Annotated in this window: 22 protein-coding genes and 1 pseudogene; 8 read left to right on the top strand and 15 right to left on the bottom strand. The window is 61.6% G+C overall.

Going from position 1 to position 21,753, the window contains the following annotated elements; translation table 11 throughout:
- Window positions 1–14 precede the first annotated feature (14 nt).
- The 5 genes and pseudogenes from EXQ56_05485 to EXQ56_05505 form a co-directional block, all read right to left on the bottom strand.
- A pseudogene (locus EXQ56_05485) lies at window positions 15–239 on the bottom strand (type II toxin-antitoxin system HicA family toxin).
- The gene (locus tag EXQ56_05490; protein MSO19908.1) at window positions 236–442 is read right to left on the bottom strand and encodes a type II toxin-antitoxin system HicB family antitoxin; all 207 of its coding nucleotides are present in this window, start codon (window positions 440–442) and stop codon (window positions 236–238) included. The pseudogene EXQ56_05485 and the gene EXQ56_05490 overlap by 4 nt, the downstream one beginning before the upstream one ends.
- Before the next feature lie 104 nt (window positions 443–546).
- Window positions 547–1,728, bottom strand: a complete 1,182-nt coding sequence (locus EXQ56_05495) for a tetratricopeptide repeat protein (protein MSO19909.1) — start codon at window positions 1,726–1,728, stop codon at window positions 547–549.
- 161 nt (window positions 1,729–1,889) lie between these two features.
- Window positions 1,890–2,258, bottom strand: coding sequence for a histidine triad nucleotide-binding protein (locus EXQ56_05500; protein ID MSO19910.1), 369 nt, complete (start codon window positions 2,256–2,258; stop codon window positions 1,890–1,892).
- 12 nt (window positions 2,259–2,270) lie between these two features.
- Window positions 2,271–2,954, bottom strand: coding sequence for a septal ring lytic transglycosylase RlpA family protein (locus EXQ56_05505; GenBank protein ID MSO19911.1), 684 nt, complete (start codon window positions 2,952–2,954; stop codon window positions 2,271–2,273).
- A 139-nt stretch (window positions 2,955–3,093) separates the two neighbouring features.
- On the opposite strand from EXQ56_05505, the gene EXQ56_05510 reads away from it, so the two are divergent.
- The gene (locus EXQ56_05510; protein MSO19912.1) at window positions 3,094–4,029 is read left to right on the top strand and encodes a rhomboid family intramembrane serine protease; all 936 of its coding nucleotides are present in this window, start codon (window positions 3,094–3,096) and stop codon (window positions 4,027–4,029) included.
- On the opposite strand, the gene EXQ56_05515 is transcribed toward EXQ56_05510, so the two are convergent.
- From EXQ56_05515 to EXQ56_05530, 4 genes are all read right to left on the bottom strand, one after another.
- Window positions 4,001–5,131 (bottom strand): glycosyltransferase family 1 protein, encoded by a 1,131-nt coding sequence (locus EXQ56_05515; GenBank protein MSO19913.1) that lies wholly within the window; start codon window positions 5,129–5,131, stop codon window positions 4,001–4,003. The genes EXQ56_05510 and EXQ56_05515 overlap by 29 nt on opposite strands.
- 11 nt (window positions 5,132–5,142) lie before the next feature.
- Entirely contained in the window at window positions 5,143–6,582 is a 1,440-nt protein-coding gene (locus EXQ56_05520; protein MSO19914.1) for a sigma-54-dependent Fis family transcriptional regulator, read from the bottom strand.
- A gap of 123 nt (window positions 6,583–6,705) precedes the next feature.
- Window positions 6,706–7,374 (bottom strand): CDP-alcohol phosphatidyltransferase family protein, encoded by a 669-nt coding sequence (locus EXQ56_05525; GenBank protein MSO19915.1) that lies wholly within the window; start codon window positions 7,372–7,374, stop codon window positions 6,706–6,708.
- 142 nt (window positions 7,375–7,516) lie between these two features.
- Window positions 7,517–8,587 (bottom strand): tetratricopeptide repeat protein, encoded by a 1,071-nt coding sequence (locus EXQ56_05530; protein ID MSO19916.1) that lies wholly within the window; start codon window positions 8,585–8,587, stop codon window positions 7,517–7,519.
- Window positions 8,588–9,043: 456 nt separating this feature from the next.
- Between EXQ56_05530 and EXQ56_05535 the strand changes: the two genes are divergently transcribed.
- The 3 genes from EXQ56_05535 (at window position 9,044) to EXQ56_05545 (ending at window position 11,461) form a co-directional block, all read left to right on the top strand.
- On the top strand, window positions 9,044–9,634 hold the full coding sequence (locus EXQ56_05535) for a peptidylprolyl isomerase (protein ID MSO19917.1): 591 nt from the start codon (window positions 9,044–9,046) through the stop codon (window positions 9,632–9,634).
- Window positions 9,635–9,782: 148 nt separating this feature from the next.
- On the top strand, window positions 9,783–10,613 hold the full coding sequence (locus EXQ56_05540) for a xanthine dehydrogenase (protein MSO19918.1): 831 nt from the start codon (window positions 9,783–9,785) through the stop codon (window positions 10,611–10,613).
- A gap of 209 nt (window positions 10,614–10,822) precedes the next feature.
- Window positions 10,823–11,461 (top strand): nucleotidyltransferase family protein, encoded by a 639-nt coding sequence (locus EXQ56_05545; GenBank protein ID MSO19919.1) that lies wholly within the window; start codon window positions 10,823–10,825, stop codon window positions 11,459–11,461.
- A 140-nt stretch (window positions 11,462–11,601) separates the two neighbouring features.
- Here the strand turns inward: EXQ56_05545 and EXQ56_05550 are convergent, their stop codons facing one another.
- Complete coding sequence (locus tag EXQ56_05550; GenBank protein ID MSO19920.1) at window positions 11,602–11,997, bottom strand: iron-sulfur cluster assembly scaffold protein; 396 nt, start codon at window positions 11,995–11,997, stop codon at window positions 11,602–11,604.
- 97 nt (window positions 11,998–12,094) lie between these two features.
- Between EXQ56_05550 and EXQ56_05555 the strand changes: the two genes are divergently transcribed.
- Entirely contained in the window at window positions 12,095–12,481 is a 387-nt protein-coding gene (locus tag EXQ56_05555) for a (deoxy)nucleoside triphosphate pyrophosphohydrolase (GenBank protein MSO19921.1), read from the top strand.
- Here EXQ56_05555 and EXQ56_05560 read toward each other — a convergent pair.
- The gene (locus EXQ56_05560) at window positions 12,478–13,680 is read right to left on the bottom strand and encodes a tetratricopeptide repeat protein (GenBank protein ID MSO19922.1); all 1,203 of its coding nucleotides are present in this window, start codon (window positions 13,678–13,680) and stop codon (window positions 12,478–12,480) included. The two genes, EXQ56_05555 and EXQ56_05560, sit on opposite strands and share 4 nt — an antisense overlap.
- Window positions 13,681–14,004: 324 nt before the next feature.
- Here EXQ56_05560 and msrP point away from each other — a divergent pair, with 324 nt between their 5' ends.
- The gene (gene msrP / locus EXQ56_05565) at window positions 14,005–14,940 is read left to right on the top strand and encodes a protein-methionine-sulfoxide reductase catalytic subunit MsrP (GenBank protein MSO19923.1); all 936 of its coding nucleotides are present in this window, start codon (window positions 14,005–14,007) and stop codon (window positions 14,938–14,940) included.
- A gap of 131 nt (window positions 14,941–15,071) precedes the next feature.
- On the opposite strand, the gene EXQ56_05570 is transcribed toward msrP, so the two are convergent.
- The 4 genes from EXQ56_05570 to EXQ56_05585 form a co-directional block, all read right to left on the bottom strand.
- Complete coding sequence (locus tag EXQ56_05570; GenBank protein MSO19924.1) at window positions 15,072–15,452, bottom strand: cobalamin B12-binding domain-containing protein; 381 nt, start codon at window positions 15,450–15,452, stop codon at window positions 15,072–15,074.
- A gap of 211 nt (window positions 15,453–15,663) precedes the next feature.
- A complete protein-coding gene (locus EXQ56_05575) occupies window positions 15,664–17,550 on the bottom strand; it encodes a TolC family protein (protein ID MSO19925.1) in 1,887 nt (628 codons plus the stop codon).
- Window positions 17,550–19,493, bottom strand: coding sequence for a TolC family protein (locus tag EXQ56_05580; protein MSO19926.1), 1,944 nt, complete (start codon window positions 19,491–19,493; stop codon window positions 17,550–17,552). The genes EXQ56_05575 and EXQ56_05580 overlap by 1 nt, the downstream gene beginning before the upstream one ends.
- Window positions 19,494–19,658: 165 nt before the next feature.
- Window positions 19,659–19,919 (bottom strand): hypothetical protein, encoded by a 261-nt coding sequence (locus tag EXQ56_05585; protein MSO19927.1) that lies wholly within the window; start codon window positions 19,917–19,919, stop codon window positions 19,659–19,661.
- 57 nt (window positions 19,920–19,976) lie between these two features.
- Between EXQ56_05585 and EXQ56_05590 the strand changes: the two genes are divergently transcribed.
- Together EXQ56_05590 and EXQ56_05595 are read left to right on the top strand one after the other, a co-directional pair.
- On the top strand, window positions 19,977–20,732 hold the full coding sequence (locus EXQ56_05590) for a hypothetical protein (GenBank protein ID MSO19928.1): 756 nt from the start codon (window positions 19,977–19,979) through the stop codon (window positions 20,730–20,732).
- A 104-nt stretch (window positions 20,733–20,836) separates the two neighbouring features.
- Window positions 20,837–21,466 carry a hypothetical protein gene (locus tag EXQ56_05595; GenBank protein ID MSO19929.1) on the top strand — a complete coding sequence of 210 codons (630 nt, stop codon included), beginning with the start codon at window positions 20,837–20,839 and terminating at the stop codon, window positions 21,464–21,466.
- Window positions 21,467–21,753 lie beyond the last annotated feature (287 nt).

A 21,753-nucleotide genomic window follows, 5' to 3' on the forward strand; every position in this document is an offset into this window, starting at 1 on the left:
GGGTTGGTGTTCCCTTACAATGCTCCGAGGAAATTTTCGATGGTGAGTCCGGCTTTGGCGATGAGGCTGCGCAGCGTTCCCCTCGCAACCGTTGCATGTTAAGGAATCGAGAGCGTGGCGATACTTCCCTGCCTGGTCATGATCACGTGACTGCCGCGTTGCCGCGCGACCTACCACCCAAACTGATGGAACACGCGAACCACTTCCTGTGGCGTCAAGATGGGAACCGGCGGCATCAGACCGCGACTTCCACTTCCCGCACGGCCACCGTCAGCGGCAGGCCACTTTCGGCGCGAACCTCCAGACAGTCTTTGATGGCCTCACGGATGTTGCTCTCCGCCTCCGCTTCCGTCTCTCCCTGGCTCACGCAGCCGGGTATCGACGGGCATTCAGCGACAAACATCCCGTCTTCGTCTCTGGTAATGGCAACCAAGAACGTCATAGCTCAAGCCTCCAAAGATCTGAAATTTCCTGCATTCTCATTCTATCCCCGTTCCCTGTTGAGATCCTTCTCAATAGCACGGGTGGCGGCTCCCACGTCGGCAGCTACTTGGCGGCAGCGGTTTTCTGCTTGAGCGTCTGCGTGATCTGATCGATGAGGGTTTGACTCTCGCGGTCCAGGTCGGCTGACGTGCCTTGCGATGTAGCCACCTGACGGAGATGTTGGAGCGCGGCTTCGAGGTTGCCGGTCTGGCGGTAGAGATCGCCCAGCTCGAAGTGAATGCGCGCGGCGGGCGCGCGGTCGAAGCCCGGCGCGGCGTCGCTGATGCGCTCGAGCACCTGTTCGTAGTGCAGGATGGCTTGCGGCAACTCGCCTTGGCCGCGATGCAGGGAAGCAATCTCCAGCGGGAAAATGTAGTTGCGCGGGAAGGCCGCGCCCAGAGCCTCCATGGCGCGTCGCGCGTCGGCGTGGCGCTTCTCGCGACGGTACATTACGGTGAGCAGAATGCGCGCGTCGTGCCGCGCGCTGTCGCCCGACTCGACCACCTTCTCCACCTTCTGAATGCCGCGCTGCTTGTCGCCAGTCATGCCCACAAAAAAGAAAAGTACTTTCGCGGCGCGTGGCAGGCTGCCCAGCAAAAAATCGTAGAGGCCGGGGACCAGATAGCCATCGAAGTAGCGCGGGGTCGAGCGAATGAGACGGTTATGAAAGTCGTTGGCGCGGCGCGCGCTGCCGAGCGAATCGAGCAGGGCGCGATCGATCAAGCCTTGATAAGTGGCGCGCGCCGCGTAGGCCACGCCGCAGGAGTAGAGCGCGGCCTCGTCGTTCTTCACCTTCTTCAGCCGCAGCTCGCAGAGCTGAACCGCCTCGTCGTTCGACTGATGGAAGCGGTTGGCCAGCGCCGCGTCCGGAGTGATTTTCCTGGTGCGGAAGAAACGGTTCGACGCGCCGAATAAGTCGCCCTGCAAAGCGCCAGCGCGATACAGGAGTTCATAGAAATAGGACATGGCCACATGGTTGTGCCACGCGGCGTTCTGCGGATCGGCATCGCGCAGTTGCTCAAACAGCGGGATGGCCTGGCTATATTCGAGACTATAGAAATGGTCGAGCGCCTCGACGCGCAGCGCGGAGGTTTCCTCTGGCGTCAACGCCGCGGCGGGAGCGGGGACGAGCAGCGCGGAGAAAAGGAATCCCGCGAGAATTGTTGGGAGAAGAGCCGCGCGGCGCGGAGTTGAACCCAAGAATCTCTCCCTGAAAGTGACTCGTCCTGCGCAGTGATATGGCACGTCCCATGATACGACAGTCGATCTAGCCCATTTTTACAATTAATGTATCAGAGCCCCGACCGTCAGGGAGGGGGCACGTTGGCCGGTTACCACAGACCGTTGCACGTGCCCCTCCCTGGCGGTCGGGGCTCTGATTGCTCTGCACCAAAAGTAAAAATGATCTAGCCGGGCGGCCATGCCATGCCTCGCCCGCCGAGCAGATGCAGGTGAGCGTGGAAAACGGTTTGCCCGGCATCGCTGCCGGTGTTCATCACTACGCGGTGGCCGCCGGTGAGATTCATCTGCGCAGCGAGTTGTGCGGCGACGCGATGCAGATGGCCCAGCACGGTCTCGTCGCTTGACGAAGCTTCGCCCGCCGAGGCGAAATGTTTGCGGGGGATCAGCAGAATATGCACCGGGGCTTGCGGGTTAAGGTCATGGAAGCCGATGCAGGAGTCGTCTGCGTAGGCGATCTTCGCGGGGATCTGTCCGGCGACGATTTTGCAGAACAGGCACGATGGGTTGGCGGAGGCTGGATTGGTTTCAGTCATATTGAATTCTCGTCAGTTTCGAACGGGGGAATCCACGCGCACGATCAACGCTGGAAAAGTTTCTTCCTTCAGACTGGCGGCCAATTGAGCGGCCTCGGCCAGCGACGGCTTGGGCCCCACGCGCACGCGGTACATCATTCCATTGTTAGTGCGAACATTTTCAACGTATGCCGCGCCATATCGCACGGTCATGCGGCGCTGCAACTGCTCGGCGGTAGCGGCGTCGCTGAACGCGCCGATCTGCACCGCGTAGCGATCGAGTCCCACGGCGGATTTTGTCGATAGTACTTCGATGCTCACCTTCGCCGTGCCGGGACCAATCATGGCAATCTGCTGCGCGGCGGCCTCCGACAGATCAATAATGCGCCCGCCGACGAACGGCCCTCGATCATTGATGCGTACCTGCACTTCGCGCTGATTGTCCAGATTGCGCACGTTCACCATGGTATCAAAGGGCAAAGTGCGATGAGCGGCGGTGAGCTTGCGCATGTCATAGACTTCGCCGTTGGCCGCGCGGCGTCCGTGATAGGGATGGCCGTACCAACTGGCCATACCCACTTCCGACGTGCCCGGTTTTACCGCGCTGCCGCCGGGGCGCGCGGGAATACTGCGCGGAGCGGAAGCCTGCGTGCGTTTTTTTCCACACGCTGAGGTCAGCAGTGCGGTCAGGCAAACGCAGAGTATCCAGTAACGAATGGACCGAGAGTCTGGGCGCGACATAATTACTGCCTCATCCCGATTATAGAGACACCCGCCCACCGCAGAGGTGCGAAACGGCGAGTCGGTCGCGCCGGGTATATAATTCGTTAATAGGCAAATGAAAGCGTGAGGCGCAATGCAGATACCGCCGCGATGGCAATGGAAGATCAACCGCGCCCGCCAGCAATGGGCGGATCGCTGGGATCGCACGCGCACGATGGCCGGTGTGGTGAAGAATCAGCAGCGCATGTGTCCGTCCTGCCGCGCGTTGGTTGGTCGCGGAGAAAACACTTGCCCCATGTGCGGCATGGCTATGCATGAGGTGGCCCGAGGCGCCGTGGGCCGCTCGATGGAGCTCGCGCTTCCCAAGCAAGGCCGCGTGTCCTTCACCCTGCTCTTCGTCAATTCTCTGCTGTTCCTGCTCACGCTGATGGCCGCCATGCGGGTGATGGAGGGCGAGTTTAGCCTAGGGTCGCTGTTCGGCGGGATTGATGGACTGACGCTGGTGCAATATGGCGCGAAGTTTGGCCCGCTCATCGCGGACGGTGAATGGTGGCGGCTGGTGACGCCGATTTTCCTGCACGGTGGCGCCATCCATTTGGCGATGAACAGTTGGGTGCTGTACGATCTCGGTCCCAGCGTGGAGGGATTGTACGGGCGACAGAAATTTCTGGTGATGTACGTGCTGTGCGGCATCGGTGGCGCGCTGGGGAGTTTTCTGTGGAGTCCCTTGTCGGTGAGCATCGGGGCTTCCGGCGCGATCTTCGGCTTGATCGGCGTGATGATCGGTCGCAGTTATCAATATCGCGGCAGCGGCGGCTCCCTCGACCGCAGCATATTTGTTCGCTGGGCGGTATACATGCTGCTGTTCGGGATAATCATCCCCGGCATTGATAACGCAGCGCACGTTGGCGGACTGGTCGTCGGGCTGGCGCTGGGCTACGTGGTTGCAGATATGCCGCCCGCCGAGAGCCCGTCGCTGCTGTTGTGGAAGGCGTTGCAAGCAGCCACGATCCTGCTGGTGGCGGCTTCGTTCGTGTTGGTCAGACTCTATCCATATTCTCCTGTGTAGCCAGCAACTCTTCATACACCGCCCAGGTTTCACGCGCGCATTTCTCCCAGGAAAACAGGGCGGCGCGGCGCAGGCCTTGTTGGCGCAGGCTGGCGGCGAGCGATTGGTCGGATATTACGCGCTGCATGGCCGCGCTAAGTTGCTCAACATTGTGTGGGTCAATCAGCAATGCGGCGTCTCCGGCGACTTCCGGCATCGCCGCGACGTTGGAAGTAATCACCGGACAACCACAGCGCATGGCTTCCAGAATGGGCATACCGAAAGCCTCTTCGAGCGAAGGGAAGACCAACGCCGTGGCGCTCGCATAGAGTACGTTTAACTCCTCTGGCTGCATGTGTCCCGCGAACTGAACGCGGCCAGACAGATTCTCCCGCTGGACAAATTCTCTGATCTCCGGCGCTCCAAACCCGTCTGCGCCAACCACCACCAACCGAATATCCTTGAGCGGCTTCAAGGCCATAATCAGATTCTTGAGGTTCTTGCGAATCTGCACGGCGCCGACATTCAAGAAAAATGGTTCGCCGGGCGCGATACAGAGGCGGTGCGACAGGATCGCCGTCCTCTCCGCGTCCGTTACCTTCTCCGCGACAGCGACGCCGTGATGGACCACTCGAATTTTCTTGGCCAGCCGTGGGCGGTGCTCGGCGAGATGATCCTGCACCGCGCGGGAAACCGCGATGATGCGATCCGCCCTGGTGAGCGCGCTCTCAATGCGCCCGCCCATGTGGGAACGGAACGCGGTGGTGGAGTATTCGTCGGAGACGGACGGGTATCGCTCGTGCAGAGTAACCACGGTCCGCGCATAACTTCGCTCCGGAAGGCGCTGATTGAGGCCGTGGAAGAGATCGGCGCGGGGGAGTGTAATCCACTGGTCCATCAGCGGGGCGATGCGAAATTCCGGTGGCCAATTCTGCCGCCATGCGTGGCGCACAAATGGGCCCGGTCGGAAGCCGAGCACCACGCGATGAGCGTTCCGCTCCTGTGATCGAATCATGGCGCCGAGGGCGGCGATCAGTTGCGCCGAGTAGATGCCGATGCCGGTCGGCTGTGGGTCGGCGGCATAGGTGGCGTCAAGCGCGATGGTGGGGTTTGGAGGAGTCAATCGAACTAATATTATACGGCTGCGCCGTACTGGCGCAACTTGCGATAGAGCGTAGTCTTGCCGATGCCGAGCATGCGCGCGGCGAGTATCTTGTCGCCATCCGCCTCGGTGAGCGCGCGCAGAATGGCGCTCTTCTCCAGTTGCTCCAGCGGAACTACCCGACCAGAATCATCCGCCAGGCCCAGGCCCAAGCCTAGGGGCGAGCGGACATTGGCAGGCAAGTCCGCGAGATCAATCATCGGGCCAGAGCCGAGCGTCATGGCGCGTTCCAGGACGTTCTCAAGTTCCCGAACATTGCCCGGCCAGCTATAGGCCAGCAAACGGTCGAGCGCGGCAGAAGAAAGACTCCACGGAGAACGAGCGGGTTGGGCGCCGGGCCGTGAAGAAAGTTTTTGAATCATCTGCTCGCACAGCAGCGGGATATCGCCTTTGCGCTCGCGCAGTGGCGGCAGCGCGATGGTGACCACATTCAGCCGGAAATAAAGATCCTTGCGAAACGCTCCGCTGCGGACGGCAGCTTCGATGTCGCGGTTGGTGGCGGCTATGATGCGCGCGTCAAAGGGGAAGCGGCGCGTGCCGCCGATGGGACGGAACTCCTTCTCCTGAATCACGCGCAGCAGGCGCGTCTGCAACTCGATGGGCAGTTCGCCGATTTCGTCGAGAAAAAGCGTGCCGTCGCGCGCCGCCTCCAGCAGTCCGGGCTTGTTGGTGTTGGCGCCGGTGAAGGCTCCCCGCACGTATCCAAACAGTTCGCTCTCGATCAGCGTAGGGACCAGTGCTCCGCAATCGACCGGCGTGAACGGCTTGTTGGGCGCCGGGCCGGCATCATGGATCGAGCGGGCGACCAGCTCCTTGCCCGTGCCGCTCTCGCCGAGGATCAGGACGGAGGCGTGGCTCGGCGCGGCTCGCTGAATCATTTTGAATATCTGCTGCATGGGCTGCGATTGGCCGATGAGTTTGCCCAAGGCGTGCTGGCTGCGCAATTGTTCCCGCAACGAAAGATTCTCATCGCCTAGTTGCTGTTTTTCAGAGAGTTTGCGCAGCAATTGCCCCAGCTCCTCGGAGCCAAAGGGCTTGACGATGTAATCGGCGGCGCCCAGCTTCATGGCCTGCACGGCCGAGGACACGCTGGAGTAGCCGGTCATGATGACCACTTCAATGCGCGGATTACGCCGCTTGAGGACCTCCAGCAATTCGATGCCGCTCATGCCCGGCAGCTTCAGATCGGCGAGCACAATATCCACCGTCTGCCGCTCGATCACGTCGAGCGCCGCTCCCGCTGTGCCTGCCTGCGGCGCGCTGAAACCAAGCGACTCGACCACTCGCTGACAGTGTTTGCGCACCAACTCTTGATCATCGACAATCAGCACGCTAATGGGCGCGGTAGGGAAGCCGGGGCGGGGATTCTGGGAATTCGCCGCGGGAATCTGGGAGTGCTGGACAATGGTCATCCGCGAGCTGCCTCCGGGGGGACGGACAGTACGAACAGAGCGTACCAGTGTGGAGTGTCGGGTGTGGACCCCAAAACTTAAATGGCTTGTAACGCTGGTTCACACGCAATCTGTTCCGGCCAACTAGTCTAGCTGATTTTGCCCGCGCGCGACAGAACGTCCGGCGAGCGGCGTGATCGCGGCGGAACTAGCGTCCTGCTGGCCGGTACTCGCCGGCGCGGCAGCCGGCGATGGCTCCGGTGTGCGCAGACGTTCCGCGGTCCGCCAGGCATATTGGAGCCCGGAGACGATGGTAAGTAGCGCGGTGATGTAAATGCCCATATGCTGTGCGATGGGCAAAAAGTCCGTCGTAACGATGTGCTCGATCAGTGTCAATAGCACAGTGACGACGGTCGCTACGGTGGTGGCCTTTCCGCTCAGCGAAGGTGGAATGATGCCGCGCGTGGTGGCCAGAATCAGCACCAGCGATGTCATCAGGATGATTACGTCGCGGCTGAAAAACATGATGGTCAGCCACAGCGGAATTTCTCCGATGACCGTCAGAGCGATTAGGCAGGAGTTCAGCAGCAGCTTGTCGGCTATGGGGTCGAGATAGCGCCCGAGAGTGCTTTGCTGTCCCAGCCGCCGCGCCAATACGCCGTCTATACCGTCGGTGAGACCAGCAGCCAGCACCAGATAAAATGCGGCGTCAAATCTTCCGTAGAGAATGGCCAGAATCACAAAAGGGATCAGTACCAGACGCAACATGGTGATCTGGTTCGAGAGGTACAGAATTTGCGTGAGCAGTGACATCGGTTCCTATATTAGAACGGGGCAACACTATTATAATCCAGCCACGGCATTTTCCAGCGTGTCAATTGCAATTACAACCAGATGGTGCAAATACAACCAGACAGATTGCCAATTAGAATTATTGGCACAACCCCAACGCCGATTAGCCGGCCTCTCCGTTCGGCTGAGGGGAGCGCAGCACTTGCCAGGCCTGCCAGGGATGCTGGGCAAGCCGGTGGCGGGCCAGCGCGGCCCACTTGCTGTCCGGGTCCAGCCGAAGATAGGCGCGCCAATTTTTCCAGGCCTGCCCGTGGCGGCCCAGCTTTTCATACACCAACGCCAGATTATAGCGTGGGTCGGGATATCGCGGGTCAATGGCGATGGCCTGCTCGTAGTGCTCAATGGCCTGCTTTGGCTGGCCAGTTTCGTCGGAGAGATTGCCCATATTGAAATGGGCCAGCGCGGACTGAGGATTCACTTTCAGCGCGTCGCGGTAGCACTGCTCAGCCTCAGGCAGCCGTTCGAGATTGTAATAGAGCGTGCCTAGGTTCAGCAGTGCGCCCAGGGCCTGCGGATTCAGCTCGATCGCGCGGCGGTACGCGCGGATCGCTTTGGGCCGGCCGTCGAGTGTCTGCTCCTCGCGCAACCCGGAGAGGAAAAAACGCTCCGCCCGTTGGACATTGGCCTCCAGTGATTTTCGCTCAGATGACATACCTGGCCTGGCGGCACTCCCGCGAACTGCCAGAGCCACCGGCGCGGAACTCTGTGTCCCTGTGTAATCGAGCAGCAACTGGCCCGTGAGCGGCTCCATGCGCGTGCCCCGGAAGGTTACCAGAACGCGTTGGTCCTGTTCGCTGAGTCGCATCTCGCTGAATGGCCGGCGAATGCCCAGTGCGCCGAACCGCTGTTTCAGCGCGACGTGAATGACGCGCAGTTTGCGCATGGGCACTCCTCCCTTGCGCAGACGCAGTAACGTCTTTAGGGCCAGCAAGTCCGCGGCGGAGTAGCCATCCTTGTTCCTGGACGCCCCCGTGGCGGCTCCAATGGAAGATTGTCTGGCCACATTTTTCGACCGCGGCCGCAACGCTGATGACGCGGTGGGCGGGCGCGGCGCATCAATCAAGCCGGCTCGCTGCCAGGCGCGTAACTGACTCGCGCTCACGGCCAACATGCGCTGCAGATGGTCGATCGAGAAGCGGATTTCTTCCGTGGGAGGAATTGATTTCAGGCCCATTGATTGATCGCCCGCCACTTAAATTCGCGGTGGCGCATGAAGCTCCCTGTGAACAGATGCTGTGAATGCAATCTTCCATGCTAAACCAAAGCGATCAGCCCTGCCACTCAGAGGCTCTTCCTGTGCCACGAAATTCGCCGGACGCGGCTACCGATGCGCCGGGAAGATGCGCGGCTTTGGCTCGGCTGTAGTGCATGTCAGGAAATTGGAGGTTGACAGAGGTTTTTGCGGGCCGGGATAATGCACTTGTACGGAAGGCGCGGCAAAGGGCCGACCGCCGGCGGATTTTCACTGGCTTTCCAGCGGTTTTCCAACGGCAGAGACGCGGCGACGTCTGCGCATGGCATTTTATTTCTGGCGGTTTACGCCGAGTGGCGAGAGGAGCATGGAAGAATTATGATGTTTTCAATGGGGGAGTTCCCAATGAGTATCAAGATGACTATGATGCTGGGCGGCATGGTGCTGACGCTGGCCGGTATCCTGTCCACGCCGGGGCTGGCGCAGACCAAGCGCGCTCCGGGCACCTACGCGAAAATCGAAACCAATCACGGCGTCATCGTTATGGAGTTGTTCGAGAAGACCGCGCCCATCACCGTGGCCAACTTCACCGAGCTGGCCGAGGCCAAGAAGGAGTGGACGCATCCCAAGACCGGCGAGAAGAAGAAGTCCCGGTACTTCGACGGACTGATTTTCCATCGCGTGATTCCAAACTTCATGATCCAGGGCGGCGATCCGCTGGGCGAGGGCTACGGCGGGCCGGGCTATAAATTCGTGAACGAGTTCTCGCCCACGGTGACGTTCGACAAGCCGGGACGGCTGGCCATGGCCAACTCCGGCAAGAACACCAACGGCAGCCAGTTCTTCATCACCGACGTGGTCGTTCCGCTCAAGGCCGAAGACTACACCATCTTCGGACAAGTGGTCGAGGGTCTGGACGTGGTGAAGAAGATCGCGCTGGTGAAACGCAACCCCAGCGACAAGCCGCTCGAGCCGGTGGTCATGACCAAGGTGACCATCGAACGCGTCGCCGCCGAAGCCGCGAAGTAGCGGATGTTAACCGCAGAGGACGCAGAGGAACGCAGGGTAAGAAAAAAAACTGAGGGTACATGGAGGCATCCATGTTCGGTATTTTCGCTTTAGGGTTTTACCCTGCGGACCTCAGCGTCCTCTGCGGTTAAATTACTGGAATTTGACTATGGACATTTATCAGGAAATATCGCGGTTACGCAAGGCGGGCGTCAAGTGCGCGCTGGCCACCATCGTCAACGTGCGCGGCTCCATCCCCAGCTATGAGTCGGCCAAGCTGCTGGTGCGCGAGGATGGCTCCATCTTCGGCACCGTGGGTGGCGGCTGCGTCGAGGCCGAGGTGTGGTCGGTGGCGCGTGAAGTGATGGAAGAAGAGAAGCCGCGCAAGCTTACATTCAATCTGAACAACGATCCGGCCTACGATACGGGACTGCTCTGCGGCGGCACGCTGGAGGTGTTTGTGGAACCGATTCTGCCCACGCCCACCGTGTACATCTTCGGCGCGGGCCATGTTTCGATCAGCCTGTCGAAGGTGGCGACGATGGCCGGCTTCGAGACGGTCATCATTGATGATCGCGAGAACTACGCCAATCGCGAGCGCTTCCCCGAGGCGCGCGAAGTTCACGCGGGTGACTTCGATGAGGTCTGCGCCAAGCTGGAGCCGAACAGTTCGTCCTACCTGATCGCCGTTACGCGCGGGCACAAGGACGACATGCGCGTGCTGCGCTGGGCCGCAGGCACCGAGGCGCGCTACATCGGCATGATCGGCAGCAAGCGCAAAGTGCATGAGATTGTCCACTTCCTCGAAGAGAAGGAAGGCATCCCGGTTGAGAAGCTGGCGCGCGTGCATGCGCCCATCGGCCTCGAGATCGGCGCCATCTCGCCGGAGGAGATCGCCATCAGCATTGTTGCCGAGATGATCGCCGTGCGCCGCAACGCGCTGGGCAATCGTTCAGACCAGTCGCCGGTAAAGACCAAATCCATCCTGGCCGTGTCGTAAAGGGTATCCCCGCCCGCTTCTTAAAATGTCGTCATTCCGAGGACCGGCGCACTTGGCCGGGCTGAGGAACCTGCTTTATATTTGTTAAGGCAAAACAAAAACAGGTTCCTCGCTGCGCTCGGAATGACGACAAGCGCGAGGGGCGATGAGCTGCGGAGGATTCGACTATTCCCACTTCATCCAGCGCACCCAGAGCAGCCTCTGCAGCGGTGCATCAGCTTCCAGTGGCCGGCATCATTCTCGCCGCCGGCGAGTCGTCGCGCATGGGCCGCGACAAGGCGCTACTGTCTCTGGGCCCGCAGACCTTTGTCGAGCGGTTGCTGGGCGTGCTGGCTGGCGCCCCGAATTCCAGGAAGTCGCCCATCGTTGTCGTGCTGGGCCATCATGCGGATGAAATTGAGCGTGCCATTGAACCCGTACTGAAGCGGATTCCGCAGGCGCGTGCCGTGCGCAATCCCGATTACAAGCTGGGCCAGTTGAGTTCACTGCAAGCTGCGCTGCGCTCGCTCGCGAAGGACGAAGTATCCGGCGCGGTGGTGTGCCTAGTGGATCATCCCGCCGTGACGCGACGTGTGCTCGATCAGATGCTCGCGCGATTTGCCGAGACCAACGCCCCCGTGATTATCCCGACATTTCAAGGACGCCGCGGCCATCCCGTCCTGTTCGCGGCGCGCTTGTTTTCCGAGTTGCTGGCCGCTCCGGTTGATGAAGGCGCGCGCGTTGTGGTGCGACAGCACGCCGAGGAGTTGCAGTTAGTGGAGACGGACGAAGAGGACATCCTGTGGGACATTGACCGCCCCGAAGATTACGAAATGCTGGTAAGGCGCTGGCGAGCCGAGCCCCAATGAAACAACACGACTTGTCGTGGGTCGCAAGCGAGCACCCCTTGTTTGTCATCCTGAGCGCAGCGAAGGATATGCTTTCCGTCAGAGTGAAAAGCATATCCTTCGCTGCGCTCAGGATGACAGCCAGGGGTGTTTTTGGATTTCTACAAAACCGGGGTGGGCTGGACTTTGGCGGGATCCACTTTCACTGCCGCCTTTAATGCGGCTTTTAACGCGTCCACGGCGAGCACGCTGGCGTGGCCGCTCTCCGGCGGCAGGCCGCCCAGCCGCGATGCGACATCAAATGACTTAATGCGCGCGGCATCGGCCAGCGATTTGCCCTGGATCATCTCGGTGAGCAACGAGCCGCAGGCGATGGACGCGACGCAACCCCGCGACTTGAAGCGCACCTCGGTGATGCGCCCATCGTCCACGCGCAGCGCGAGTCGCATGATGTCGCCGCACGCCGGATTGTTCGCCTCAACAATCACTGCCGGCGGCGCCAACTCTCCCACGTTGCGGGGATTCTGGAAATGATCGAGCATGGTTTGCGAATACATAGTTTTCAAAAATGATGAGTGGCGATTCGGATATCATTCTAGCACGCATTGAAGATTCCGGCGTCGATTGGAAGCGGCCACGATGGGAAGCGAACAGATGAGGAGAGTGGTGGTAGCGGGATTAATCTGGCGCGACGGCCGGGTACTGGCCTGCCAGCGCCGCCTGAGTGATCGCTTTCCCGGCAAGTGGGAGTTTCCCGGCGGCAAGCTGGAGCCGGGCGAAACGCTGGAAGCCGCCTTGCGGCGCGAACTGGATGAAGAGCTGGGCATTCACGCCGAGCCGGGCGAGATCATCTGGCGCACCGATCACCAGTATCCTGACTGCGATCCTGTCGAGCTGATCTTCTTTGCAGTTAGAAGTTTCACTGGCGAGCCGAAAAATCTCGCCTTCGCGCAGATGCGCTGGATGCAACCAGCCGATTTGCTCACCTTGGATTTTCTGGAAGCCGACCTGCCGCTGGTGCGGAAGCTGGCTACCACTTAGGGTGTGACTTCCGGTGCGGCATCCAACCCCGCCAACTCCATCTGCGACAGGCTCTCCCTCATCCGCGCGGAGAAGGGTCCGTTGGGAGCAAGTTGCAGATACGCGCGCGCATGAACGGCGGCCCGCACATAATCTTCCCGGACCATAAAAATTTCCGCCAGCAGTGAGTGGACGTGCGGGAGTTTCTCCTCGCCCAGCCGGTTGGCATGCAGCGCGCTGTTCTCAGCGTTGGCCAAGTCGTTCAAGTTGTACGCCGCGATGGCGTGCAAAAAAGCGGCCAGAGGCAGCTTGGGGTCAATGGCGAGCGCGCGTCCAGCGGACTCGGCGGCCTCTTTCCACTGCTTGTCCTGCACCTGCATGGACGCAATATTGATGTAGGGCGAGGTGTATTCCGGATCGGCCGAGACGGCCATGTTGAACGCCTCGCGCGCTTTTTCCCGATCCTTGGTCATCAGGCGGACGCGGCCCATCTCATTCCAGGCTTCGGCGTATTTCGCATAAATCTCCACGGCCTTTTCGAGGCGTGGCAGCGCGGCATTGAGCTGGTTGCTTTCCAGATCCTTCACCGCCCGGTCAAACTCCCGCGCGGCTTCCTTGGGAACCATCAGCGAAGTTATGCTGACTCCGCCACCCGCATTCTCGCCACCGATGCGCGCCAATCGAATGTTGCCCATCTCGACGCGATTCATGTCGGTGTTGGGTGGCACCGTGGCCGTGATCGGCATATAGCCCGCCATGGCGATCCGCAACTCGCATCCCGAAAGCGGATTCGCCGATTGCCCAATGGGACGTGTGCTGGACTGCTGCATGGGCTGAGGGCCCTCGTTACTGGCGCTGAAATCCATGTTGCTCTGGAAGGCGCTGGCCGTGCCGCCCACAGTGAACGTGAAGTATCCGCCGAGGTCGGTGTGGATCACCTGGATGGTCCTCATGCCGCAGGTCAATTCAACCGTTACGGACTCACTGGGCGGGCGATTCAGATCGGTGATAATGCGGCCTGTTACAAAGACGGGCGAGTTGAACTGATTATTGCTCTGCGTCGAGCGCGTCGCGCGCGGTTGCGAACTGCCACTGCTACCACCACCGCCACTCGATCCGCTCCCGCCGGTGCCCTGCGCTGCGGCAATGCCCGCGGCAAGCAGTATCGAGGCGGCGATGCTGACGCCCATCCACCGCAACGACGATTGCCCGTTTCCCATGGCACACCTCTTCTGCTGACACCCTGGAACTCTTGCCTGCAATATACCAGATTCCGCCCCTCACCAGCGTATTTTTGTGGTGCCACGCCAACTGACCCACCGCGCAATCCCGGGTGGTGGGTCCGTTGGAATTTTTCAGAACGTCAGGGCACGACTTCAGTCGTGCCCTGACGTCAAACGGACCCACTACCCATTTCCATGATGTATTGTATTCTTCTCCGCGCGGGCTGATAATGACGGCAGCGGAGGTCGCCTGCGGAGGGACCAGCGGAGGGAATCGTGTTCAGCGTCAGAATACCGAAGAGCTGGGAGTTGCCCGAGCGCATGGCGACGCCGGAGCGCGCCTACTTCAATCGCCGGAAATTTATGGAGCGCATGGGAATGGCCGCCGGCGTCGCGGCAGCCTCGCGTGTGGGACTTGCGTCCGCGTTGCCATCCACTTTGCTTGCGGCGCAGGAAACGCCCAAGCCCGGCGGAGCTTCCCCCTATCCCGCGCCGCGCAACGCGAAATTCACGCTGGACCGGCCCGTCACCGCGGAGAAGGTCGCCACGCGCTACAACAACTTCGCCGAGTTCACTCACCAAAAGGAAGCGGTCTGGCTGCTCGTCGATAAATTCGAGATCGAGCCGTGGACCATCCGCGTGCGCGGCCTGGTCAACAAGCCGCAGACCATCGACGTGCAGAAGTTGATCCGCGCGATGCCGCTCGAAGAGCGTCTCTACCGCCACCGCTGCATCGAGGCCTGGTCGATGGCCGTGCCCTGGACAGGCTTCCCGTTCCGCAAGCTGATCGAGATGGTGGAGCCACGCAGCGACGCGCGCTACGTCAGGATGCTCTCGTTCTATCGCCCCGATCAGGCGCAGGGGCAGCAGCAGTTGAAAAGCTGGCCGTGGCCCGACCGCGAAGCGCTGACCATGGAAGAGGCCATGCACGATCTGGCCTTCATGGTAACGGGCCTCTACGGCAAGCCCGTCCCCAAGCAGAATGGCGCGCCCATCCGCATCGCACTGCCCTGGAAGTACGGCTTCAAGAGCCTGAAGTCCATCGAGGTGATCGAGTTCACCGACCAGCAGCCGCAAACCTTCTGGCACGAGATCGCGCCCACTCATCACGACTTCTACGCCAACGTCGATCCACGTGTCCCGCATCCGCAATGGTCGCAGGAGACCGAGCGCGACATCGAGACCGGCGAGCGCCGCAAGACCATTTTATATAACGGCTACGGCGACCACGTCGCGCACATGTACGCGAAGCGGTAGCCAGTCAACAATTCGCAAACCTATATGTCGTCATCCCGAGCGCAGCGAGGGATCTGCTTTTCCTCACTGGGGAAAATACAAAAGCAGGTCCCTCGCTGCGTTCGGGATGACGACCATTAAGATTGGTTGGATTAGTGAACGTTGGCGCGGATGAACTCGGCGATCGAGTCCATGCGCGAGCCGGGCTGAAATACTTCGGCGACGCCCAGCGCCTTCATCTGCGGAATGTCGGCGTCGGGGATGATGCCGCCGAGCACCACTATCACATCGTCCATCTGTTTTTCTTTCAAGAGCGCCATCAGGCGCGGGACGATGGTCGTGTGCGCGCCGGAGAGGATCGACAGACCGATGACCTGCGCGTCCTCTTGCTCGGCGGCGGCGACGATCATCTCCGGCGTCTGGCGCAGGCCGGTGTAGATGACCTCCATGCCGGCGTCGCGCAGCGCGCGCGCGATCACCTTGGCGCCGCGATCATGCCCGTCGAGGCCGGGCTTGGCCACGATCACGCGGATGTGTCTGCGCGGGGTTAACGCTGGAGTTGTTGATGAGGAGGCCACAGCGCATGATATTCAGGCGCGCCCCGCGAAGTCAAATGTCGCCCATTACAATCCACCAAGATCGTCGTCATCCCGAGCGCCGCAAGGGGCCTGCTGTTACTCAGTTGCGAAGTGCAAAAGCAGGTCCCTCGCGGCGCTCGGGATGACGACGTATTTAGGGTGATGGCTAGTTGGATGGAGATTCCAGCGAGATATTCGCGCGGTCGAGCAGCTTGCCGGTCGAGCGATCAAGCTCCACCCGCGCCTTGGCGTAGTTCACGCGCGCCTGCACCTCGGCGAGTTGCGCATTCAGCACGTCGCGCTGAATGCGAATGACGTTGTAGGAGACAGATGTCCCCGCGCGCAGTTTCTTCTCCTCGGCGTCGAGCGTCTGCGTGGCCAAGCCCACGGCGCGCTCGGCGGCGGTGACCTGCGCTTTGGTCTGCATCAAGCCGATGATGGCGTTCCGTACTTCGAGGCGAATCTGGTTGCGCGTGCGCTCCAACGACGTTTCGGCCTGCCGGAGATCGAGGCGCGCGCGCATATCGTCGGCCTGCGCCGCTCGATTGTGAGTCGAGAAGGAAAGAGAAAATCCGAAGGCGTACTCAGGGAAATCATATCGCGCATTCTGCGCCAGCGCCGAACCGAGCGAACTCTCGCGTCCGCCGTTGGAGAGCACGCCGAAGACGTTCAGCGCGGGCTTCAGCCGGCGGCGCGTAAACCCCGTGGCCACCTGCTGATTCAGGATGTTGCCTTCGCCCTGCGCCAGCTCCGGACGGCTGGACATGGCCGCGGCCACGGCATCTTCCAGCGCGGGAATATCGGAATCCTGCGGCTCGGGCAGGGGATCGAGCAACGTGATCCGCGCCGCGTTGACCGCATCATTCTCATCCGTCATCGACTTGCCGAACAAATTTTTCAGCCGCAGTTCGGCCACTTGCTGACTGGTTTGGGTGATGATCAAATCGCGCCGTCGCGCGGCCACTTCGGATTCGGCGGCAACCACGTCCAGCGGCGGCAGCGTGCCGATCTCGGCCTGGCGGCGATTGTCGTTCAATAAACGCTCGGCGACCACCAGCGCCTGGCCCGCCGACTCGACGCGCTTGCGCGATGCCGCGAGATCCCAATACTGATTCTCCGCCTGCGCCATGCCGGTCATCAGTTGCTGACGGAAAACCTCGCGCGCGATGCTGCGATTGCGTTCGGCGACATGCTCGAAACGCCGATTGATGGCGAAGCCCCAGCCCGCCAGCAGTTGCTGATTCATCTGGAAATTCAATCCCGAAGTAACCGAAGGATTGAACAGCAAAAATTGCTGCGTCGATTTTTGTCGCTGCGCATTGTAGCTGAGCGTGAAGCTGGTGCCGGACGTAAACGCCTGGACGTAGCGCGCCGAGAACGCCGTCGTCGATGTGGTAACGGTGGGCACGCCGGAGATGCGCGTCGAGTTCAGAGGACTGGTGGTCCGGTCCTGACTGAAGTTCACAGTGAATGACGGGTCGTAACTGCCGCGCGGCCCAACGTTCACCGCGCGCGCGTTGCCGCTGATTCCCCCGCCGCCTCCGCCACCACCACCACCTCCGCTGCCACCGAGTCCCGCGCCGATCGCTCCCGCGAAAAGTCCGCTGGGGACGCGCGCGCCGTCGGTGCCGCGCGGAGCCTGGCCAGCCTTGGCGCGCAGCAGGTCGGTCTCAGACATCTCCAGGTTGTAGCGCGCGGCGGCAAAATCCAGGTTGTTCTCCAATAAGAGTTGGAACAAACCATCCAGTGAAAGCTCCAGCGTTCCGTTGCGCAGGTTTTCGCTTAGTCTAGCGGAGTTGGCGGCAGCGGGAGCGGGCAACGTCTTCGCGCGAAACGGTTCGAGCGAGCGCGGAAACCATGCGTGATCATCCGCGTTGATTAAGCTGGATGCCGGCTTTGGAGTTGGCTCGGGCGACTGCGCCACGGCGCTGCCCGCGGAAAATGCGAACGCCAGCGTCATCCCCACCGTAGCGAGCAAGCGAGTCCACGGAATTGCGAGTGGCAGCGCGCCAGTCGTGCAGCGGTCCTTATGGCATGTGGGAACGGGACTCATCAGCGAGCCACCGCCGGAGTCAGGGACTTTGAGACGCTGCCGCTGAGCGCGTCCTGCAACTCGATGCCGTTGCGCGTCAGCGTTGCGCCCATGGCGCGGTCCATCTCCACCAATGCTTTCGAGTACCCGGCCACGGTCTGCACTTCGGCCTGTTGAGCGGCCACGTAGTCGCGCTCGCGCAAGATGAGTTGATAAGGAGTGGAAACGCCGGCGTCGAGTTTCTTCTGCTCGGCGTCGAGCGTCTGGCGAGCGAGGCGAGCTGCTTCCCGCGCTGCCTCCACCTGAGCTTTACCTTGCAGCAGTCCAATGATGGCTTGGCGCACTTCGAGCGAAACCTGATTCTGCGAGCGTAGCAGCGCGACCTGTTGCTGGCTGTTCTCCAGTTGCGCGCGGAGATTATCCGCCTGCGCCGCGCGATTGCGCACCGAGAACGAGAGACTCATGCCGCCGGCGGTCTCCGGGAAGTCATAGCTGAACGCCTGCCCCAGCGCGCCGCCCATGCCGCCCGTGGTCGGTGGCGTTGTGTTGGGGCTGTTGCCCTCCAGGCCCGAACCGGAAAGCAAAGCGAAGGCCGCGAGTTCGGGCAGCAGACTTTGTTTGGTGAAGCCAAGCGAAAGCGTCTGGTTTTCGAGATTCCCCTCGGCCTGCCGCAGATCAGGGCGATTCTCCAGCGCCGATTTCAGCGCGGCCTGCAACTCCGGGATATCCGCATCGCGCGGCGCGGGCATGGGAGCGGTGACCACAATGCTCGCCGTGTCCAGCGCCGGATCGTGCCGTCGCGTGAGCATGTTTTTCAGACGCGTCTCCTGCAACTGCATATTCGTCTCGGCAACGATCAAGTCGCGTTCGCGCGCGGCCACTTCCGAGTCGGCGGCCACCACGTCGAGCGGGGCCATGGTGCCGATCTCGGCCTGGCGGCGATTGTCCTCGCGCAGCTTGCGCGCCACGGTCAGCGACTGCGTGGCCACCTTCACGATTTCCTGAAAGGCCGCCAGGTCCCAGTAAGCGTTCTCGACCGCGACCAGAGCGGTGATCACCTGCTGGCGAAATACTTCTTCGGTGATGCGCCGGTTGTTGCGCGCCACGGTTACGAAGCGAAGGTTGGAGAGTTTGCCGCGCCCGTTCAGCAGCGGCTGGTTGATGCCGACGCTAAATCGTGTGGAGACGGCCGGGTTGAACAGGCGATTCTCGGTGGTGCTCTGGCGCAGTCCGCTTAAGGATACGAAGTAGCTGGTGCCGGTGGGAAACAGTTGCGCGTAGGAGCCGGAGTAGGATGTCGCGGTGCTGGTGGAAGTCGGCGTGCCGGAGATGACGATGGAGTTCAGCGGCGAGCTGACGCGGTCCCAACTGAAGCCGAAACTGACGGCCGGATCGAAGCTGCCCACCTGGCCGATGTTGACCGCGCCGCCGCCGCCGGTGATGCCGCCGGCCGAGCCGGTTCCGCCGCCGCCGGTGTCGCCGGTGACCCCCGCGCCGAGCGCGCCGGAGCTTAATCCGCTGGGGACCGACGCGCCCTGCACGCCGCGCGCGGCCTGGCCGGACTGGGTGCGCAGCACGTCCACATCGGCCATCGGCTTCAGATAACGCTGCACGGCGATGTCGAGGTTGTTCTCGAGCGCGAGCGCGAGCGCGTCAGAAAGTGAGAGTTCCAGTCGCCCATCGCGAATGAGATCGCGCAGGCGCGGGCCGTTCTCCAGTTGCAGCGCGGGCACGCCCTGCTGACGATAGGGCGCGGTCGAGCGCGGGAACCAATCAGTGCCGAGTGAAAAGTCGCGCAGGAATTCGTTGCCTGCCGGAGCATGGTTTTGCGCAGGCGCAGGCGAGTCTTGCGCGTGGGCCGCAGCGGCGGCCAGCAGAAATCCCAGGGCCAGCACGCGCGTGCTGGCCCGCCTGAATTTATGGAAGTGCATGGGGAACCCCCGAAGCGTCATAGCGAAGGGCATCTTCAAGATGCTGGGTAAAAAGGTGGTGCTAATCGTCCAATGTATCACATCCAAATCGCGTTGGCGGATCGGCCACCGAGGCACTCAGACACAGAGCGAACGCAAGAATGTTAGATTCACGAACCACTAAAAGGGTTTCTCTGTGCACCTTTGCGTCCTCCGCGGTTAATGCTCTTTCTTTCTTCGGAAGCGGAAGACCAGCACACCGTAGATGAATACGCAGAGCCAGAAGTCGATCAACAGGCCCAGGTCAATCTGATTGCGGCGGTGCCGCGCGTGCGGCGGCAGCCAGCGGTAGAGCAACGCGAAGTAAATGAAGTTGCCGCCGAGCACGGCGACAAAAGTCTTCCATTGGCGGCGCAGCAGGTCGCGCAGGCGCAAAGGGGGTGAGGGCGGACGAGTCGGCGTCGGCGTAGTCGGTGGCATAGTCGGTGGCATCAATTGAGGATACAATGGAGTTTCGCCGCGTGGTATTCCTTCTCTATGCAGATTCGTGTGCTATTCTTCGGGATTCTCAAGGACGTTATTGGCTGCGCCGAGCAGCACGTCCAACTCGACGCGGGTGCAGACCTGGCGCAGCTTTACGCTGCAATGGAAGCGAAATATCCAGGCCTCGCGCGGCATCGCTCCAGCCTGAAGTTCTCGCGCAACCGTGAGTTTGTGGACGCGCGGCAGCGGCTGGAAGACGGCGATGAAGTGGCGCTATTGCCGCCGGTGAGCGGCGGGGTCGAAGGCCGGAATTTAACCACAGAGGGCGCGGAGGAAAGGCGCTGGGTCGTTCGCATCACGCGCGAGCCGATTGACGTGCGCGCGCTGGAGGCTGAGGTGGCGCGCCCCACTGACGGCGCAGTCGTAACCTTCGCGGGCATCGTGCGCAACAACTCGAAGATGCCGCTGCCGCCTCCGAATGAAGCCACGCGCGTGGAGCGCGAGACGCTGTATATGGAATACGAAGGCTACGAGCCGATGGCGCTCGAAAAGATGCGCGAGATTTGCGCCGCGCTCGTCGCCGAGCATCCCATTGGGCGCATCGGCATGGTGCATCGGCTGGGGCGGCTGGAGATTGGCGAGGCCAGCGTGGTGATCGTGGTCGCCGCGCCGCATCGCCCGGCGGCGTTCACGGCCTGCCGCGCCGCCATTGACCAATTGAAGAAGATCGTGCCGATCTGGAAGAAGGAATACTTCCGCGACGGCGCCGTGTGGGTGGAGGGTGAGCGGCTGGGCGCGCCCGCCTCCTAACAGCTTGCTGAAAATTTTGTGCTGGTTGTCATTCCGAGCGGAGCGAAGAATCTGCTGTTAACCTTTGCAGTGAAAGCTAAAGCAGATTCCTCGCTCCGCTCGGAATGACAACTCACTGGTATTTTTGGATAGATTCTCGAAAGAGGAAATCATGTTTAACGAACGACGACCACCGATGTCTTCGATGCCCCGGGGGGGGGGGGGGCTCGCGCGGCCCGCGCCGTCCCAGTTCGCAGGGCGAAGGAGCGCAGGGGACTGGCCGGCCTCGGCCTGCCCAGCACAGCCCGGCAGCGCCTTCACAAAGCCAATTCGGCCCGGACCCGCGCGCTCCGGGCGCGCATCGTCAATCATCGGGCGGCCCGCGAGGACCTGGTGGTCCGCAGCACGGCGGTCCGCGGCGTCCCGGCACAGGCAGGCCGAGTCCGCGTCGCAGTGGCCCTGGACGCGGTGGCCTTGGGCGCGGCGGTCCGGAGCGTGGCGGTCCCAGCAGGCCGCGGCGCAACTTCGATGCCGAGGAGCCGGAAATCGACGAAACGCTCAGCGGCCCCATCGAGGCCGATTACCTGAAGACGCTGGTGGAGGCGCGCGCGTCCATCGAGGTGCATCTGCGCAACGGCGAGACGCACTCCGGCACTATCGAATACTATGACCAGCGCTTCATCCGCCTGACGCCGCAAGGCGCGTCCAACAAATTTATTTTCAAGCATGACATCAAGTACATGCTGGAGAAGTAACGCGGTGTACGACAGCGCGCAGGCTACCACGGCACGATTTGGGTGCCGTGGGTGTTTCGCTCCGGCGTATACCAACGCGAATGCCCACGGCAGCAGCGCAAATGTTTGCGGAACTAATGCGAATGCCCACGGCAAACCGTACCGATCCCCGCTGGGGATCCATAGGACAGCCGGGGGCACCGCCCCCGGACTTGATGCCTCCAAAGCGCGACGACCCTGAAAGGGTCGTACAGATCGAGCGGCAACGGAGGACGCACAGTTTGTACGACCCCTTCAGGGTCGGTGGA

It is taken from the genome of Acidobacteriota bacterium, assembly GCA_009691245.1.
Lineage (GTDB): Bacteria > Acidobacteriota > Terriglobia > 2-12-FULL-54-10 > 2-12-FULL-54-10 > SHUM01.

What these genes read in the sequence shown, in the direction of transcription:
- EXQ56_05555 (MSO19921.1), top strand. Translation starts at nt 12,095, where the DNA reads ATGAGGAGAGTGGTGGTAGCGGGATTAATCTGGCGCGACGGCCGGGTA.
- msrP (MSO19923.1), top strand. Translation starts at nt 14,005, where the DNA reads ATGGCGACGCCGGAGCGCGCCTACTTCAATCGCCGGAAATTTATGGAG.
- EXQ56_05595 (MSO19929.1), top strand. Translation starts at nt 20,837, where the DNA reads ATGACAACTCACTGGTATTTTTGGATAGATTCTCGAAAGAGGAAATCA.
- EXQ56_05510 (MSO19912.1), top strand. Translation starts at nt 3,094, where the DNA reads ATGCAGATACCGCCGCGATGGCAATGGAAGATCAACCGCGCCCGCCAG.
- EXQ56_05500 (MSO19910.1), bottom strand. Translation starts at nt 2,258, where the DNA reads ATGACTGAAACCAATCCAGCCTCCGCCAACCCATCGTGCCTGTTCTGC.
- EXQ56_05520 (MSO19914.1), bottom strand. Translation starts at nt 6,582, where the DNA reads ATGACCATTGTCCAGCACTCCCAGATTCCCGCGGCGAATTCCCAGAAT.
- EXQ56_05530 (MSO19916.1), bottom strand. Translation starts at nt 8,587, where the DNA reads ATGGGCCTGAAATCAATTCCTCCCACGGAAGAAATCCGCTTCTCGATC.
- EXQ56_05550 (MSO19920.1), bottom strand. Translation starts at nt 11,997, where the DNA reads ATGTATTCGCAAACCATGCTCGATCATTTCCAGAATCCCCGCAACGTG.
- EXQ56_05540 (MSO19918.1), top strand. Translation starts at nt 9,783, where the DNA reads ATGGACATTTATCAGGAAATATCGCGGTTACGCAAGGCGGGCGTCAAG.
- EXQ56_05560 (MSO19922.1), bottom strand. Translation starts at nt 13,680, where the DNA reads ATGGGAAACGGGCAATCGTCGTTGCGGTGGATGGGCGTCAGCATCGCC.
- EXQ56_05525 (MSO19915.1), bottom strand. Translation starts at nt 7,374, where the DNA reads ATGTCACTGCTCACGCAAATTCTGTACCTCTCGAACCAGATCACCATG.
- EXQ56_05590 (MSO19928.1), top strand. Translation starts at nt 19,977, where the DNA reads ATGCAGATTCGTGTGCTATTCTTCGGGATTCTCAAGGACGTTATTGGC.
- EXQ56_05575 (MSO19925.1), bottom strand. Translation starts at nt 17,550, where the DNA reads ATGAGTCCCGTTCCCACATGCCATAAGGACCGCTGCACGACTGGCGCG.
- EXQ56_05490 (MSO19908.1), bottom strand. Translation starts at nt 442, where the DNA reads ATGACGTTCTTGGTTGCCATTACCAGAGACGAAGACGGGATGTTTGTC.
- EXQ56_05585 (MSO19927.1), bottom strand. Translation starts at nt 19,919, where the DNA reads ATGCCACCGACTACGCCGACGCCGACTCGTCCGCCCTCACCCCCTTTG.
- EXQ56_05580 (MSO19926.1), bottom strand. Translation starts at nt 19,493, where the DNA reads ATGCCCTTCGCTATGACGCTTCGGGGGTTCCCCATGCACTTCCATAAA.
- EXQ56_05535 (MSO19917.1), top strand. Translation starts at nt 9,044, where the DNA reads ATGGTGCTGACGCTGGCCGGTATCCTGTCCACGCCGGGGCTGGCGCAG.